Origin of the sequence: Gulosibacter massiliensis, assembly GCF_900626105.1 — a bacterium.
In the GTDB taxonomy this organism is placed as follows: Bacteria; Actinomycetota; Actinomycetes; order Actinomycetales; family Microbacteriaceae; genus Gulosibacter; species Gulosibacter sediminis.
In genome coordinates this window covers 563371-579975 of the sequence record NZ_UYZX01000001.1, presented here as the reverse complement: position 1 = coordinate 579975, position 16605 = coordinate 563371, and the positions used below count along the sequence as shown (strand labels likewise).

Annotated in this window: 12 protein-coding genes and 1 pseudogene; 11 read left to right on the top strand and 2 right to left on the bottom strand. The window is 65.8% G+C overall.

Features of this window, described 5'->3' with window-relative positions:
• The first annotated feature begins 23 nt into the window (after nucleotides 1–23).
• The 5 genes and pseudogenes from malQ to EJL01_RS02785 all read left to right on the top strand — a co-directional run bounded on the left by malQ (nucleotide 24) and on the right by EJL01_RS02785 (nucleotide 8201).
• The gene (gene malQ, locus EJL01_RS02805) at nucleotides 24–2216 is read left to right on the top strand and encodes a 4-alpha-glucanotransferase (protein WP_125106190.1); all 2193 of its coding nucleotides are present in this window, start codon (nucleotides 24–26) and stop codon (nucleotides 2214–2216) included.
• A 182-nt stretch (nucleotides 2217–2398) separates the two neighbouring features.
• Complete coding sequence (locus EJL01_RS02800; RefSeq protein ID WP_241209077.1) at nucleotides 2399–3367, top strand: ABC transporter permease; 969 nt, start codon at nucleotides 2399–2401, stop codon at nucleotides 3365–3367.
• A 5-nt stretch (nucleotides 3368–3372) separates the two neighbouring features.
• The gene (locus tag EJL01_RS02795) at nucleotides 3373–4368 is read left to right on the top strand and encodes an ABC transporter permease (protein ID WP_211198408.1); all 996 of its coding nucleotides are present in this window, start codon (nucleotides 3373–3375) and stop codon (nucleotides 4366–4368) included.
• A gap of 2 nt (nucleotides 4369–4370) precedes the next feature.
• Nucleotides 4371–6467 (top strand): annotated as a pseudogene (locus EJL01_RS02790) (ABC transporter ATP-binding protein).
• A 9-nt stretch (nucleotides 6468–6476) separates the two neighbouring features.
• A complete protein-coding gene (locus tag EJL01_RS02785; protein ID WP_125106187.1) occupies nucleotides 6477–8201 on the top strand; it encodes an ABC transporter family substrate-binding protein in 1725 nt (574 codons plus the stop codon).
• Nucleotides 8202–8310: 109 nt separating this feature from the next.
• Here the strand turns inward: EJL01_RS02785 and EJL01_RS02780 are convergent, their stop codons facing one another.
• Nucleotides 8311–9186, bottom strand: a complete 876-nt coding sequence (locus EJL01_RS02780; protein WP_125106186.1) for a hypothetical protein — start codon at nucleotides 9184–9186, stop codon at nucleotides 8311–8313.
• Between the two features lie 223 nt (nucleotides 9187–9409).
• On the opposite strand from EJL01_RS02780, the gene EJL01_RS02775 reads away from it, so the two are divergent.
• From EJL01_RS02775 to EJL01_RS02750, 6 genes are all read left to right on the top strand, one after another.
• Complete coding sequence (locus EJL01_RS02775) at nucleotides 9410–10189, top strand: CPBP family intramembrane glutamic endopeptidase (RefSeq protein WP_125106185.1); 780 nt, start codon at nucleotides 9410–9412, stop codon at nucleotides 10187–10189.
• A 74-nt stretch (nucleotides 10190–10263) separates the two neighbouring features.
• Entirely contained in the window at nucleotides 10264–12180 is a 1917-nt protein-coding gene (typA, locus tag EJL01_RS02770; RefSeq protein WP_125106184.1) for a translational GTPase TypA, read from the top strand.
• A gap of 4 nt (nucleotides 12181–12184) precedes the next feature.
• Nucleotides 12185–12598, top strand: coding sequence for a hypothetical protein (locus EJL01_RS02765; protein WP_125106183.1), 414 nt, complete (start codon nucleotides 12185–12187; stop codon nucleotides 12596–12598).
• 44 nt (nucleotides 12599–12642) lie between these two features.
• Entirely contained in the window at nucleotides 12643–12966 is a 324-nt protein-coding gene (fdxA, locus tag EJL01_RS02760; protein ID WP_125106182.1) for a ferredoxin, read from the top strand.
• 2 nt (nucleotides 12967–12968) lie between these two features.
• Entirely contained in the window at nucleotides 12969–14090 is a 1122-nt protein-coding gene (gene dapC / locus EJL01_RS02755; protein ID WP_125106181.1) for a succinyldiaminopimelate transaminase, read from the top strand.
• 129 nt (nucleotides 14091–14219) lie between these two features.
• Entirely contained in the window at nucleotides 14220–15545 is a 1326-nt protein-coding gene (locus tag EJL01_RS02750) for a citrate synthase (RefSeq protein WP_125106180.1), read from the top strand.
• Nucleotides 15546–15617: 72 nt separating this feature from the next.
• Here the strand turns inward: EJL01_RS02750 and dapD are convergent, their stop codons facing one another.
• Nucleotides 15618–16562: a 2,3,4,5-tetrahydropyridine-2,6-dicarboxylate N-succinyltransferase gene (gene dapD, locus EJL01_RS02745; RefSeq protein ID WP_125106179.1), complete on the bottom strand. Its 945-nt coding sequence runs from the start codon at nucleotides 16560–16562 to the stop codon at nucleotides 15618–15620.
• Between the last annotated feature and the right edge of the window lie 43 nt (nucleotides 16563–16605).

The window sequence follows — 16605 nt, the reverse complement described above, 5'->3', positions numbered from 1 at the left end:
GGCAGCGACATACACTCAGGCTTGTGACTGCTGCGGTTTCCCACGATGTACTTCAAGAACTTGCCGGCCACTTCGGCATTGCGACCGAGTTCACCGACTGGCTCGGTGAACATCGAGAGGTATCAGACGAAACGCTGATCTCGGTGCTCGGGGCACTCGACGTTGACGCCTCGTCCGACGACTTGGCGCGCACCGCCCTGGCCGAGCTGGCGAATCGCCGCTGGCGGCACGTGGTGCCACCGACCGTCGTGACGCGCGTCGGCGAGTCGACCGAGGTACTCGTCCACGTTCCTGATGGCGCGAGCGTGCAGCTCGCCGTCGAACTCGAAGAGGGTGGCCGCGTCGAGCTCGAGCAGCTCGATCACTTCGTTGCCCCGCACGAGGTCAACGGTCTCGCCGTGGGCGAGGCAAAGTTTGCCCTGCCCGCGCGCATCCCCGCCGGCTGGCACGAGGTCGTCGCGACCCTCGACGGCGCCGAGATTTCGCCCGAGGCGCGCGCCGTGCTCGATGTGAGCGCACGCCGTCAGCGCGGCGCAAGCGAGCCGATCATCGAGGCGCGCGGCACACTCATCAGCGCACCCGACGCGAGCAACTTCGACGTGCCCGAGCCAGTGTGGGGGCTCATGGCCCAGCTCTACCAGGCGCGCAGCTCGCGCTCGTGGGGGCTCGGTGACCTCGGTGACCTGCGCACACTCGGCGAGTGGAGCGCCGAGCATGACGGTGATTTCGTGCTCGTCAACCCGTTCCACGCGCCGTCGCCGGTCACGCCCCTCGAGCCCTCGCCCTACCTGCCGACGACGCGACGGTTCCTCGACCCGAGCCTCATCAGCATTGACGACCTCGTCGCCTCCGAGCCCGTCAGCCAGGAGGCCGGCCAGCGACTCGCCGAGCTCGCGATGTTCTGCCGACAGAACCACAATCGCGACGTCATCGACCGCGACGGCACCTGGCTCGCCAAGCGCGAGGCGCTCGGTCTGTGCTACGACGCGGCGCGACACGGTGACGAGGGGCGCTGGCACGACTTCGGCGCGTTCTGCGAACTCGAGGGGCAGGGGCTCATCGACTTCGCCACCTGGACGGTGCTCTGCGAGCAACTCGGTGGCAATTGGCGTGACTGGCCCGAAGAGTACCGCTCGCCGCGCGGTGAGGCCGTCGATATTTTCCGGCAGGAGCACGCCGAGCGAGTCGAGTTCTACTGCTGGGTACAGTTCGTGCTGCGCGACCAGGGTGCGGCCACGCAGCAGCGGCTGCGCGATGCTGGGATGCGCATCGGCGTCATGCATGACCTCGCGGTTGGCGTGCATCCCTCGGGTGCCGACGCATGGTCACTCGTCGACTCGCTCGCTCGGGGTGTGTCGGTCGGCGCGCCGCCGGACCAGTACAACCAGCTCGGCCAGAACTGGTCGCAGCCGCCGCTGCGTCCGGATGCGCTCGAGCGGCTCGGCTACGAGCCACTGCGTGACGTGCTGCGCGCGGCATTCGCCGGGGCGGGCGCGCTGCGCATCGACCACATCCTTGGCCTGTTCCGACTCTGGTGGGTGCCTGAGGGGCGCGACGCGAGTGAAGGCACGTACGTCAGCTATAACCACGAAGCGATGATCGGGGCGCTGCTGCTTGAGGCCGAGCGCGCTGGCGCGCTCGTGATAGGTGAAGACCTCGGTGTCGTGAGTGAACTCACGCGCGAGGTCATGGCCGAACGTCAGGTCTACGGCACACAGATCATGTGGTTCGAGTTCGAAGACGACGGCACCCCGAAGCGGCCAGAGCACTATCGACGCGAGTGTCTCGCTTCGGTGACGACGCACGACCTGCCGCCAACCGCGGGCTTCCTCGAGCTTCGTCACGTCGACATTCGCAACCAGCTCGGTCTGCTGACCCGCTCGGTCGAGGAGGAGCGCGCTGCTGAGCAGGAGCTTGTCGACGCGTACCGGCAGCAGCTTGTCGACGACGGCCTCGTCGGGGAAAACGCGAGCACCGAGGATCTCGTGCTCGGCCTGCACAAGCGCATGGCCGCATCCAGCGCGAAGCTGTTCGGCGTGTCGCTCGCGGACATGGCGGGGGATCGCCGACCGATTAATCAGCCCGGAACCTTCCGCGAATACCCGAATTGGACGCTGCCTTTGGCAGATGCCCACGGAACCGTACTGTTGCTTGACGAGATTCTTGGTAGCAATATCGCAACAAGTGTCGCGCAATCTGCCCAGCGCGGCGAGTGATGGACTAACGTAACCTGCGCCGAACGTTTGTTGAGAGTTCACTGCCTAATCGGTGTGAGTTTTCTCAATAGCTGTTCGGGGGTCGCTGCACGACGGCGTCTCCCACATCAGTCTCAACCGGTGTAGTTACGCAATGGCGCTTTCCAAATTTTTTGCTCAGGAGATTCCTTAACTATGCGATTTTGGCCTTTCTGGCCACGTCGCTTGCCTATCTCCTCGCGTCCTCCCTCCTGCATCCGCAAGAGGTGATGTACCCACCGAACACGGCCGGCGGCCGACCGATTCCACTCGACGTTCAGCAGGCGTACTTTGACGCACGAAACATCAACCCCGATGTTTCGGTCTGGCAGCGCTACCTCAACTGGCTCGGCAACCTCTTCACCGCGCCGTGGGAGGACAAGTTCGGCGTCACGACCGGCACTGACAAGAAGGCGCTCCCCGTCTTCCCCCAGGTCATCAGCCGCGTTGGCATCTCGCTTCGACTCGTCGTGCTCGGCACGCTCATCGGTGTCATCGGCGGCATCGTGCTCGGCGCCTGGACGGCCGTCAAACGCGGCAAGCTGAGCGACCGCACCGTGTCGTTCATCAGCTTCGTCGTACTCGCGCTGCCGACGCCCGTGATCATCCTCGTCCTGCAGGGCGCGACCATGGCGATGCGGGGCGCGACCGGCTTTGGCTTCCCCTCGGTGAACGCGATTGACCCGAACGCCGTGCCGGGCAGCTGGGACGACATTTCCTTCCAGATCCTCGCGCTCGTTCTGCCGACCATCGCACTCGCCCTCATGGGGGTCGCGAGCTACTCGCGCTACATGAAGGTGACGACGCTCGACGTGCTCGGCGCTGACTACCTCCGCACCGCCCGCGCGAAGGGCCTCACCAAGGGGCAGGCCATGCGCAAGCACGGCTTCCGCATGGCGCTGATTCCGATGGGGCAGTACTTCGCCTACGCGTTTGCGGGGGCTTTCTCCGGCTCATTCTTCGTGGAGCGTCTGTTCAACTGGCAAGGCATCGGCAACTGGGCACTCGTGCAGATGCAGATCGCCGACGTCAACGGCACCGCCGCCGTTGTGCTCTACACGGCGATCCTCACGCTCATCGCCGCCACGCTCGCTGACTTCATCCAAGCCGTGCTCGACCCGAGGATCCGGTGATACCCATGGCCCGTCGTAATCGCTCCAGCAACGGACCCTCGGGAGTCGGCGTCGCCGTTCCCGACGTCACCGCCACCGACTCTGAGACCGATGTCATCAACCTCGGTCAGTCCGACACTTCCGTTGGCGGCGTCTCCGAGCCGCTGACCCGCCGCGCTGCGGTCGGCCGCGCGACCCTCGTCTGGCGCCGCATGCGCCGCATGCCGTCGTTCTGGATCGGCGCTGGCGTGCTCGGCCTGCTCGTGCTCTGCGCGATCTTCCTGCCGATGGTGTACCAGTACACGCCGATCGAGTACGACTACGCGAACCAGCTCAAGGGCCCGAGCCAGTACCACTGGTTCGGCACGAACGCCCAGGGGCAGGATCTCTTCGCCCAGATCATGGCCGGCCTGCGCATCTCGCTCGTCGTGGGCTTCGGCACGGCCATCGTCGTGACGGTGCTCGCGACCTTCTTCGGCACGCTTGCCGGCTACTTCGGCGGCGCGCTTGACTGGGTTGTCGTCAACCTCATCAACTTCCTGCTCGTCGTGCCGGCCCTGCTCATGATGCTGCTGCTCAGCCCGATCCTGCAGGGCGCGCACTGGATTCTTATGGTGCCGCTGCTCGCGATCTTCTCGTGGATGCTCACGGCGCGTGTGCTTCGTGCGCTGACGCAGGGTGTCGTGAACATGGAGTACGTGCAGGCGGCGCGGTTCATGGGTGTGCCGCACCGCAAGATCATCATGCGCCACATCATCCCGAACATCTCGTCGTGGATGATCATCGACACCACGCTCGGCGTCGGTGGCGCGATCCTCGCCGAGACCGGCCTGTCGTTCCTGGGCTTTGGCATCCTGTACCCGAACTTCTCGCTCGGCTCGGTGCTGCAGGGCTACAACATTGCCTTCCCCCACACGTGGGTGCCGGCCGCGACCATCCTCGCGCTGCTCGTCATCTCGATCAATATGGTCGGCGAGGCGCTGCGCGACGCCCTTGACCCGACGAGCGGACGGGGCCACTAGACATGACAACGCAACCCATTCTCGAAGTTTCTGACCTCTCGGTCTCGTTCCCGAGCGAGGCGGGCGTCGTGCAGGCGGTGCGCAAGCTGAGCTACTCGGTGTACCCCGGCGAATCGCTTGCGATCGTGGGCGAGTCAGGCTCTGGTAAGTCGGTGTCGTCGCTCGCCGTCATGGGGCTACTGCCCGACTCTGCACGCATCTCCGGTTCCATCAAGCTTCAGGGCGAGGAGCTTCTGACGAAGACGGATGCGCAGCTGTCGAAGCTGCGCGGAAAGACCGTGTCGATGGTGTTCCAGGACCCGCTCTCGGCGCTGACGCCCGTGTACCGCATCGGCGAGCAGATCGCCGAGACCATCATGATTCACAAGGGTTCGTCGAAGGCCGACGCCGAGAAGCGCGCGGTCGAGCTGCTCGACGCCGTCGGCATCCCCAACGCCGCGCTGCGCGCGAAGTCGTACCCACACGAGTTCTCGGGCGGAATGCGCCAGCGCGCGATGATCGCGATGGCGATCGCGAACGACCCCGATCTGATCATCGCCGACGAACCGACGACGGCGCTCGACGTGACGATTCAGGCGCAGGTGATGGACCTGCTCGAGACGGCGTAGGAAGTGACGGGCGCAGCGACCGTGCTCATCACGCACGACCTTGGCGTCGTGAGCGGTTTCGCCGACCGCGTCATGGTCATGTATGCGGGCAAGGCCGTCGAGTTCGGCGACGTCGACTCGATCTACGCCGACCCGCGCATGCCCTACACGAAGGGTTTGCTCGCCTCGGTGCCGCGCATCGACGCGACCGAGAAGTCGCCGCTGACGCCGATCGAGGGCACGCCGCCCTCGCTCATCCGGCTGCCGCAGGGCTGCCCGTTCGCCGCGCGCTGCCCGATCGCGACCGAGCTGTGCCGCACCGTCGAACCCGACCTCGAACCGACGAACGTCGAGGGCAATTTCGCGGCGTGCCATCACAGCAACGAGTTGCGCGCGGGCGAGGAGATCTTCCCGCTGCCCGAGCTTGCCGAGACGCACATCCACACGCCGCGCGAGGAGCGCGACGTGGTGCTCGAACTCGACCAGCTGGAGCGCGTCTACCCGCTCACGAAGGGCGCGCTCGTGAAGCGCCGCGTGGGCGAGGTGCGCGCCGTCGACGGTGTGACCCTCGACCTGCGCGAGGGCGAGACGCTCGCGCTCGTGGGGGAGTCGGGCTCGGGCAAGACCACCACGATCATGGAAATCATGAAGCTCGACAAGCCGCAGGCGGGCTCGATTCGCATCGACGGCCGCGACGTCGGCACGTTGTCGCGCCGTGAGAAGCTCGACCTGCGCGCACAGATGGCCATGGTGTTCCAAGACCCGATGGCGTCGCTCGACCCGCGCATGCCGATCGGCGACATCCTGCGCGAGCCGATGGAAGTGCACAACTTCACGCGCGAGCAGATGGATGAGCGGGTCGACTGGCTGCTCAAGACGGTGGGCCTCCTCCCTGAGCAGGCCTCGCGTTACCCGAGCGAGTTCTCGGGCGGCCAGCGCCAGCGCGTCGGCATCGCGCGCGCCCTCGCGTGCGACCCGCGATTGCTCGTGCTCGACGAGCCGGTTTCGGCCCTCGACGTGTCGATTCAGGCCGGCGTCATTAATCTGCTCGACGACCTCAAGAATCGTCTCGGGCTCAGTTACTTCTTCGTGTCGCACGACCTCTCGGTGGTGCAGCACATCGCCGACCGGATCGCCGTGATGTACCTCGGCACGATCGTCGAGCTCGGCACGACCGAGGAAGTCTTCGGGGGCCAGGTGTCGCATCCGTACACCCGCGCCCTCCTCTCAGCCATCCCCATCCCCGACCCCAAGGTTGAGCGGGAACGGGAACGAATCGTGCTCACCGGTGACCTCCCGTCGCCGGCGGACACCCCAACCGGCTGCCGGTTCGTCAGCCGTTGCTACGTATATCAACACCTGCTCGGCGACGAGCAGCGCGCGAAATGCGATAGCGAGATGCCTCCGCTCGAAGCTCGGGGGGAGCGCGACCATGCCGTCGCGTGCTACTACCCCGAGTTGACCGCAGAGTACGAACCAATCCCCACGGAAATACCGACTGCGCTCTCTTAAGGAGGCACCATGAAGAAGCGGATGATCGGTGGCCTTGCTGCTCTTGCGGCGTTCAGCCTTGTGCTGAGCGGTTGTGCACGAGCGGACGAGGACCCGAACAGCACGAGCGACGGTGGCACGGAACACCTCGACATCACTGCGAACGAGATCAACCCCAAGGACTACGACGAGCTTGGCGAAGGCGGCACGCTGCGTCTGGGGAACAACGCCTACCCGGCGAACTTCAACACGGCCTCGAACGACGGTAACGAGGTCAACACCGTCGCGATCATGAATGCGGTGTACCCCAACCTGTACACCTACACGGCCGATGGTCAGATCGTCGCGAACGACCTCTACACCGAGAGCCTCGAGCTCACAAGCGAGAGCCCGATGACCATCACGGTGAAGCTCAAGGAGGGCATCACTTGGTCGGACGGCACGCCGCTCGACTGGACTTCGGTGAAGAACAGTGCTGACGCGATGGTGAACCCCGACTTCGACGTTGCGTCGCGCGAGGGCTGGGAGCTCATCGACTCGGTCGAGCAGGGCGACAACGAGTACACCGCGGTCATCACCCTCAAGGAGGGCGAGATCTACGCTGACTGGCAGGGCCTCGTTTCGGCCATGCCCGACGCGCTCGTCGAGTCGGCAGACATGTTCAACAGCGGCTGGGTTGAAAAGCCCCTCGTGACCGCCGGTCCCTACAAGATCGACAAGGCCGACGGTGCGAACAAGGTCGTCACGCTGGTGCCCGACGAGAACTGGAACGGCGACCGCAAGGCGCGCCTCGACCGCATCTCGTTCACGACCTATGAGGACCCGCAGGCGAGCGCCACGGCGTTCCAGGATGGTCAGCTCGACATGGTCGACGCCGGCACGCAGGCCGTGTACACCGTTGTTTCGCCGCAGGTTGAGTCGGGCGACTACGAGCTTCGCTCGGCCGCCGGCCCCGACTGGACCCACTTCACGCTGAACGGCAGCGAGGGCAACATCCTCGCCGACCAGAACCTGCGTCAGGCCTTCAACTACGCCATCGACCGCAAGAGCATCTTCCAGGCGCTCAACGGCACGATGCCGTACCCGGACGGCATGGCTGACGACCTGCTCGGCAACCACATGCTCGTGCAGAACCAGAACGGCTACGAGAACAACGCGGGCGACTACGGCACCGCCGACGTCGAGAAGGCGAAGGAACTCATCGAGACCTCTGGCTGGGAGATGGGCGACGACGGCTACTACGCGAAGGACGGCGAGACCCTCACCGTTCGCTACGTCTACAACGCCGGTTCGCAGACCAACGGCACCGTTGCGCCGATCGCGACCGAGAACCTGAAGGAGGCTGGCATCGAGCTCAAGATCGAGCAGGTGCCGCCGACCGACCTGTTCTCGAAGTACGTGATTCCTGGCGACTACGACGTCACGCTGTTTGGCTGGGCGGGTAACCCGTTCGTCACCTCGTCGGTGTCGATCTGGAAGTCCGACGGCGAGCAGAACTTCTCGGGCGTGGGCAACGACGAGCTCGACTCGACGCTCGACGAACTCAACGCGACGACCGACCCCGACCAGCAGATCACGCTGCTGAACGAGGCGGACCAGCAGTTGTGGGAGGTCGCCGGCAACCTGCCGCTGTTCCAGGCCTACGACTTCTTCGTCGCTGACCCGGACCTCGCGAACCTCGGCGCTCCGGGCTTCGCGTCGATCCCCGACTGGACGATGGTTGGCTTCGTCGAGGGCGCTGACAACCTGAGCTAATCCTCGCCACCGCTAACCCACCCGGGTCGCGTTTCACAAACAGTTGAGTGGTCGTTTTTTGTAGTTCTGACACCGTTAGAACTACAAAAAGCGACCACTCAACTGCGTGTTAGGGGATGCGGCGGCGGAGTTCGGCGACGAGCGTGCTGAAGGGGCCCGGCTCGAGATCCTCTTTCGTGAGGCGGATGTGGCGGGCGCCGGTGGCCGTGATGAGGCGCGAGCGGGTGAGATCGTCGCGCTGCTTCTGCTCGTCGCCGAAATGCTCGGCTCCGTCGTAGTCAAGGTAGGTGCGTGACGGCGGGTGACCGAGGTCCGGGCGCAGCACGCGACCGGTCCGTGTCACGAACTCGGGCTGCACCTCGAACTCTGGGATGCCGGCATCGACGAGCCGGCACCGCAGCTCGGTCTCCTTCGGCGATTCGACGCGCGGGCGCATCCGTTCGAGCACCTCCCGCAGCACCGTGATGCCAGGGGTGCGCTTCATCTGGCGCAGCGAGTCCCGCACCTCGTCCTCGGTTGCCATCGGCAGCTCGAGCGCGGTAATGCCGGGGTAGTTGGTCGAGCCAGTGAGCATCGCATCGGCCATCGCCGTGGCCTCGAGCGCCGTGAGGTCGCGGCAGGAGGTCAACAGCGCCAACAGCGGTGGCACCACGGGCAAGCCGAGGTGCTCGACTCGCTCGAACCGCGCATCCAAGATTCGCCGGGGCTTCAGCCCCGCGGTGCGGTCGCGGCCGTGCGACTTCGGGACGACAATTTCGGGGATGTGCTTGGCGGCGACCCAGCGGGACGGCATCGGCAGCCCCCAAATCGCGGCGGCGGTGAGGCCGCTGAACGCCTCGAACGGGCCCATTCGTGGCGCATACGCATGGCATTTTTGCAGCAGGGTCGACGTCGCCCCAATCGACCGCGTGCCACGAAACGGCCGCTGCCAGTACTGGCCGCGGAGCTGCCCCCACGACATGCCCTGCGCGAGTGCATCGACCACCGAAAACCCGTCAGGCGACAAGCCGGCAGGCACCACAATCCTTCGTTTCATGCGGCGCACGTTAGCCACCGCATCCGGCGCCCGCCCCCGTTATCCACACCCCCATCCGTTGAGTGGTCGGTTTTTGTAGTTTCCACAGACTGGAAACTACAAAAACCGACCACTCAACCGTTCAGGGAGGGGAGCAGTGGGGCGGGGCTAGGGTGGCGGGGTGGATGTTGTGATGGCGCGGCGGCGCCTGCGGTGGGAAATCGCGATCGTGCTGTCGCTGTCGTTGTTGCCGTCGGCGCTCTATGCCGTGCTCGACCTCGTCGAACTCGCGTTATCGACCACACCGGTGGCGGATGCGCAAACCACGTTGAACCCGCAGGTGTCCGACACCGCGATCCTCGACACACTCAACCGGGTGGTGCGCTTCTTCGCCGGCGTCGCGCCCGTCGCGCTCGTCGTCTGGCTGCTCTGGCAGCGCCACGAAACGGGGTTCCACCGACTCGGACTGAACTGGCGGGGGTGGGGCGACATCGGTCGCGGCGCGCTCCTCGCCGCGAGCGTCGGCATCCCGGGTCTCGCGCTCTACGCGGGGTCCCGGCTTGCGGGCTACACGCTTCAGGTCATCGCGGGTGACCCGACTTTCCAATGGGACTCCACCATCGCCCTCGTGCTCTCCGCGGCGCGCGCGGCGCTCATCGAGGAGGTCGTCGTGGTCGCGTATCTCGCGCTGCGGCTGCGCGCCCTCGGCTGGCGCCCCACCGCAATCGTCCTGGCAAGCGCACTTCTGCGCGGAAGCTATCACCTCTACCAGGGCATCCCAATGGCACTCGGCAACGTTGCGATGGGGCTGCTGTTCGCCACCATCTTCCTCTGGCTGCTCAATCGCAAGCGCGACGCGGGCGAGCCGAAGCGCAGCCGAGTGCTGCCCCTCGTCGTGGCGCACTTCATCCTCGACGCCGTTTCATTTCTTGGCTATCCGTTCGCGCTCGCGCTATTTCCACAGATTTTCTGAGCCCGACCCGGCGAATTCACTACGACCGCGTAGACTGAAGTGTCCGATTCAGGCACAACGAAAGTTCTCCGCGTATGACCGCATCTCCCGCCCGCCGACAGGATCTCCGAAACGTCGCCATCGTGGCACACGTTGACCACGGCAAGACCACGCTGGTTGACGCCATGCTGAAGCAGACCGGAACCTTCGGTGCACACTCCGCCCACGAGGGCGAAGAACGGGTGATGGACTCGAACGACCTCGAGCGCGAGAAGGGCATCACGATCCTCGCGAAGAACACGGCGATCCGCTACGACGGCAAGAACGCCGTCGACGGTCCCGTGACCATCAACGTTGTTGACACCCCCGGCCACGCCGACTTCGGTGGCGAGGTTGAGCGCGCGCTGTCGATGGTGGATGGTGTCGTCCTCCTCGTCGACGCGTCCGAGGGCCCGCTACCGCAGACCCGCTTCGTGCTCCGCAAGGCACTCGAGGCCCTGCTGCCCGTCATCCTCCTCGTGAACAAGACCGACCGCTCGGATGCGCGCATCGAGGAAGTCGTGGGGGAGTCCCAGGACCTCCTGCTCGGCCTCGCGAGCGACCTCGCCGACGACGTGCCCGACCTCGACATCGACTCGCTGCTCGAGTTGCCGGTGCTCTACGCCTCGGGCCGCGCCGGCGCCGCGTCGTACAACCAGCCCGCCAATGGCGAACTGCCAGACAACGACGACCTCGAGCCGCTGTTCGAAGCAATCCTCAAGAACATCCCGGCCCCGACGTTCGACCCCGAGGCGCCGCTCCAGGCGCACGTGACGAACCTCGACTCGTCGCCGTTCCTCGGGCGTCTCGCGCTCCTGCGCATCCACAACGGCACGCTGAAGAAGGGCGAGACCGTCGCTTGGGTACACGGTGACGAGACCCGCACGGTGCGCGTCACCGAGTTGCTCGAGACAAAGGGCCTCGACCGCGTGCCCGCGGAATCGGCTGCGCCCGGCGACATCGTCGCCATCGCGGGTATCGAAGACATCACCATCGGTGACACGATCGCCGACGCCAACGACGTTCGCCCGCTGCCGCAGATCTCGATCGACGAGCCGGCGATCTCGATGACCATCGGCACCAACAACTCGCCGCTCGTCGGCAAGGTGAAGGGCCACAAGCTCACGGCACGCATGCTGAAGGATCGCCTCGACCGCGAGCTCATCGGTAACGTGTCAATCCGCGTCGAGGACATCGGCCGCCCGGACGCGTGGGAGGTGCAGGGTCGAGGCGAGCTCCAGCTCGCGATCCTCATCGAGAACATGCGTCGCGAGGGCTTCGAGCTCACCGCGGGCAAGCCGCAGGTGGTCACCCGCCAGATCGACGGCAAGACCTACGAGCCCTTCGAGCACGCGACCATCGACGTGCCAGAGGAGCACCTCGGCGCGATCACACAGCTCATGGCCGCCCGCAAGGGCCGCATGGAGTCGATGGAGAACCACGGCTCGGGCTGGATCCGCATGGAGTTCACCGTGCCAGCCCGTGGCCTCATTGGTTTCCGCAGCGAGTTCATGACCATCACTCGCGGCACCGGCATCGTCAACTCGATTGCCGGCGAGTACGAGCCCTGGGCGGGCACGATCACGACCCGTACGAACGGCTCGATTGTTGCCGACCGCGCGGGCGTCGTGACCCCGTTCGCCATGATGGGCCTGCAGGAGCGCATGTCGTTCTTCGTTGAGCCGACCGACGAGGTGTACGAGGGCATGGTCGTTGGCGAGAACTCGCGCGCCGACGACATGGACGTCAACATCACGAAGGAAAAGAAGCTCACGAACATGCGCTCCTCGACGTCGGATGAGCTCGAGCGCCTTACGCCGTCGCGCCAGCTCACGCTCGAAGAGTCGCTCGAGTTCGCGCGCGAGGACGAGTGTGTCGAGGTGACGCCCGAGAAGGTGCGCATCCGCAAGATCAACCTCGACGCGAACACGCGTGCCCGGGCAACCGCGCGCGCAAAGCGCGGTGAGGCGTAGGCGGATGCGCCTGAAGCAGGTCGGCGAGCGCGTGCTCTCTTTCGCCGCGTACCTCGTGTTCGGTGTGGTCGCCGGTGCCATTGGCACCGTCGGCCACCGGGCTCGGCTCGAGCTGTGGGGGATCGACCTCTGGCTCGGCATCGTGGTCGCGTTGCTCGGAGTGCTCCTCGTCGCCGTCGGCCTGCGCATGTACCTCGAAGAACGCGCGTGGGTGCTCGCCTACGCAATTGGCGTCGTCGGCGCGGTTTTCATCTTGAGCATGTCCGGAGCCGAGCACTCAGTGCTCGTGCCGGCCAGTGCATCCGGATTCGGCGTCGGCGAAATCTGGACGTTCGGCTCGGCGATCGCCGCGTTCTCACCGGTGATTTGGCCGGATGTGCGGGGCGCCAAACGCGAGGCCGCCGTCCGCAAGGGATAGGCTGGAAGCAGTCCCATTCGAACCACACTCAAGGAGATTCGGTCGTGACGTACGTGATCGCGCTGCCCTGTGTCGATGTGAAGGACCGCGCCTGCGTGGATGAGTGTCCTGTCGACTGCATCTACGAGGGAGAGCGCTCGCTGTACATCCACCCCGACGAATGCGTCGACTGCGGTGCGTGCGAGCCGGTCTGCCCCGTCGAGGCCATCTACTACGAAGATGACCTCCCTGAAGAGTGGTCCGACTACTACCAGGCCAACGTCGACTTCTTCAACGAACTGGGTTCGCCCGGTGGCGCCGCGAAGCTCGGCCCGCAGTCGTTTGACGTGCCACTGATCGAGGCGCTTCCGCCGCAGGCTGAGGCCTAAGCGTGGGCCTCGGCGCGCTGCCCGAGTACCCCTGGGATCGACTCGCGCCGTACCGCGCCACCGCGGCTGAGCGCGCCGCAGCGGCAGGCGTTGATGTCGTTGACCTCACGGTCGGCTCACCCGTCGACCCGACGCCTCAGCGCATCCGCGACGCCCTCGCCGAGGCGACGGATGCGCACGGCTACCCGACGAGCGCGGGCAGCGCTGCGGCACGGGATGCCGTCGCCGAGTGGTTCGCGCGCGATCGAGGCGTGCCCGGGCTCACCCGTGACGAGGTGCTGCTCACCGTGGGCTCGAAAGAGTTCGTCGCGACCGCTGCGTTCTTCCTGGGCCTCGGCGAGCAGGATGCTGTGGTGCAGCCGGAGGTCGCGTACCCCACCTACGAGATGGGCGCGGTCTTTGCCGGTGCGCAACTCGTGCGCGCAGACGATCCCGCCCACTGGCCCGGCAACACGAAGCTCGTCTGGCTCAACTCGCCGGGCAACCCGAACGGCCGAGTGCTCGATGCTGGTCAGCTGCGCGAAGCCGTGGCACGCGCCCGGGAACTCGGCGCTGTCATCATCAACGACGAGTGCTACGCCGAGCTCGGCTGGGATGCCTGGGCCGACCGCCGCATCCCGTCGATTCTCGATCCCGAGGTCGTCGGCGGCGATCGCACGGGCGTGCTCGCCTGCTCGTCGCTCTCGAAGCGATCCAACCTTGCCGGCTACCGCGCCGCCTACGTCGCAGGCGACGCGGCGGTGCTTGCTCGGCTGCTCGTCGGTCGCAAACACGCCGGACTCATGGTGCCGACACCGGTGCAGCACGCGCTTGTGGCCGCGCTCGGCGACGAGGCGGATGCGCGCGAACAGTACCTGCGCTATCGGCACCGTCGCGAGGCACTGCGGCCGGCGGTGGAGGCGGCGGGCCTGCGCATCGACAATTCCGAGGCCGGTCTCTACCTCTGGGCGACCCGCGGCGAGGATTGCTGGCGTACTGTCGAGTGGTTCGCGCAGCTCGGCATCGTGATCGGCCCAGGCGAGTTCTACGGCGACGCCGGACGCCAGCACGTGCGCCTCACGCTGACGGCGTCAGACGAGGCCATCGCCGAGGCCGTTCGGCGCCTTGCCCACTCATCGTTGTAGTGAACGTCAATCACTTCCGGGCAATTGTTGTGCAACCCGTGAACACGGTGTCCGGGCGAGTAGGCTAGACGAGGCGCTGCCCGTTACGAGCGGCTTGTGCCACCTTGCCCCACCTATCCAGGAGGTTTTGTGAGCGAGCAGAACGCGAACCAGGATGCACCGAAGAACGTTGCAACCCTGAACTACCCCGGTGGCACCGCCGAGTTCCCAATCCTTGAAGCAACCGAAGGCCGCGACGCGATTGATGTGTCGACCTTCATGAAGCAGACCGGGTACACCGCCCTCGACTACGGCTTCGTCAACACGGCGTCGACGCAGTCGAACATCACCTACATTGACGGTGACAAGGGCATTTTGCGCTATCGCGGGTATCCCATCGAACAGCTGGCGAAGGGTTCGACCTTCCTCGAGGTCGCCTACCTGCTGATCTATGGCAATCTGCCGAGCGAAAGCGAATATCAGGACTTCGAGCAGCGCGTCACTCGCCACACGCTGCTTCACGAAGACCTCAAGATGCTCTTCGACGCGCTGCCGTTTAGCGCGCACCCGATGTCGGTGCTGTCGAGCGCCGTCGCGGCCCTCGCGACGTACTACGAGGACTCGCTGTCAGTGAAGGACCCCGAGGCGATCGAGATCAACACGATCCGCCTCCTCGCGAAGCTTCCTGTGATCGCGGCCTACGCGCACAAAAAGTCGGTCGGCCAGGCATTCATGTACCCCGACAACTCGCTCAGCTTTGTCGAGAACTTCCTCAAGCTCAACTTCGGCAACTACGCCGAGCCCTACGAGGTCAATCCGGTGCTGTCGCGCGCCCTCGACCGGCTGCTCATCCTGCACGCCGACCACGAGCAGAACGCGTCGACCTCGACTGTGCGCCTCGTCGGCTCGACTGAAGCGAACATCTACGCCTCGATTTCGGCCGGCATTTCGGCGCTCTACGGCCCCCTGCACGGTGGTGCGAACGAGGCCGTGCTGACGATGCTCGGCGAGATCCGCGACTCGGGCGACGGCGTCGCTCGCTTCGTGCAGCGAGTCAAGGACAAGGAAGACGGCGTGCGCCTCATGGGCTTCGGCCACCGGGTGTACAAGAGCTACGACCCGCGCGCGAAACTCGTCAAGGAGTCGGCCGACGAGGTGCTCGGGGCGCTCGGCGTCGCTGATCCGCTACTTGAGATTGCCATGGAGCTCGAGCAGGTCGCCCTCAACGACAGCTACTTCCAGGACCGTCGCCTGTACCCGAACGTCGACTTCTACACCGGCATTATCTATAAGGCGATGGGCTTCCCTACCCGGATGTTCACCCCGCTGTTCGCGATCGGTCGCCTGCCCGGGTGGATTGCCCAGTGGCGCGAGCAGAACCTCGACCCGAAGTCGAAGATCGGCCGCCCGCAGCAGCTCTACCTCGGCGAGACGGAGCGCGAGTACCCGCAGGGCCGCGACTTCATCACTCGCTAAGCAGCGCACGCAACAACGGCGCCCGACTCCCGAAGGAGTTGGCGCCGTTTCTGCGTGTCGGGGCGCGCTGACCTAGTGCAGGGCCGCGTTGAGTTCGATGCCGGTACCGTCGCGCGAGACGACCTCGACGGCGCCCGAGAGCGAGTTGCGGCGGAACAGCAGATTGGGCGTGCCCGAGAGTTCGACGGCCTTCACCGTCGAGCCGTCGCCGAGGCGCACCTTCGTGCCGGCCGTCACATAGAGGCCGGCCTCGACGATGCAGTCGTCACCAATCGAAATGCCGACGCCTGAGTTCGCGCCGAGCAGCGACCGCTCGCCAACGCGAACGCGCTGCGTGCCGCCGCCGGAAAGCGTGCCCATGATCGAAGCGCCGCCGCCGATGTCGCTGCCCTCACCGACGACGACGCCCTGCGAGATCCGGCCCTCAACCATCGAGGTGCCGAGCGTGCCGGCGTTGAAATTGACGAAGCCCTCGTGCATGACGACGGTGCCGGGCGCGAGGTGGGCGCCGAGGCGCACGCGTCCGCCGTCGCCGATGCGCACGCCGTCGGGAATCACGTAGTCGAGCAGGCGGGGGAACTTGTCGACGGCATAGACCTGGATGCCCTCGCGGCGCAGGAGCGCGCGGCGCGAGGCCGCGAACTCGGGACTCGTCGGGCCGACATTCGTCCAGGCATTTGTCGGCAGGTGGCCGAAGATGCCGTCAAGGTTGAGTTCGTTCGGCCGCACAAGCAGCAGCGAGAGCAGGTGCAGGCGCAGGTAGGCGTCCTGCGTCGAGGCGACGGTGGCGTCGAGGTCGATTTCGACGACGACGGGCGTCTGGCGCACGCCGCGGCGCGCATCGACGCGTGCGGCGGCCTCGAGCTCGCGGGGCGCGATCGACCGGTCGCGGCTTGAGGGGATGCTGCCGAGTTGCGGGGCGGGGAACCAACAGTCGAGCATCTGCCCGGCTTCTGTCAGGGTTGCCAGGCCGTCGGCCCAGGCAAGACGTGCGGGGGCGTTCGAAGAATCGGTCATGCCATTAAGCCTACCGAGGTCGCACACTCGCAACGCCTTAGAC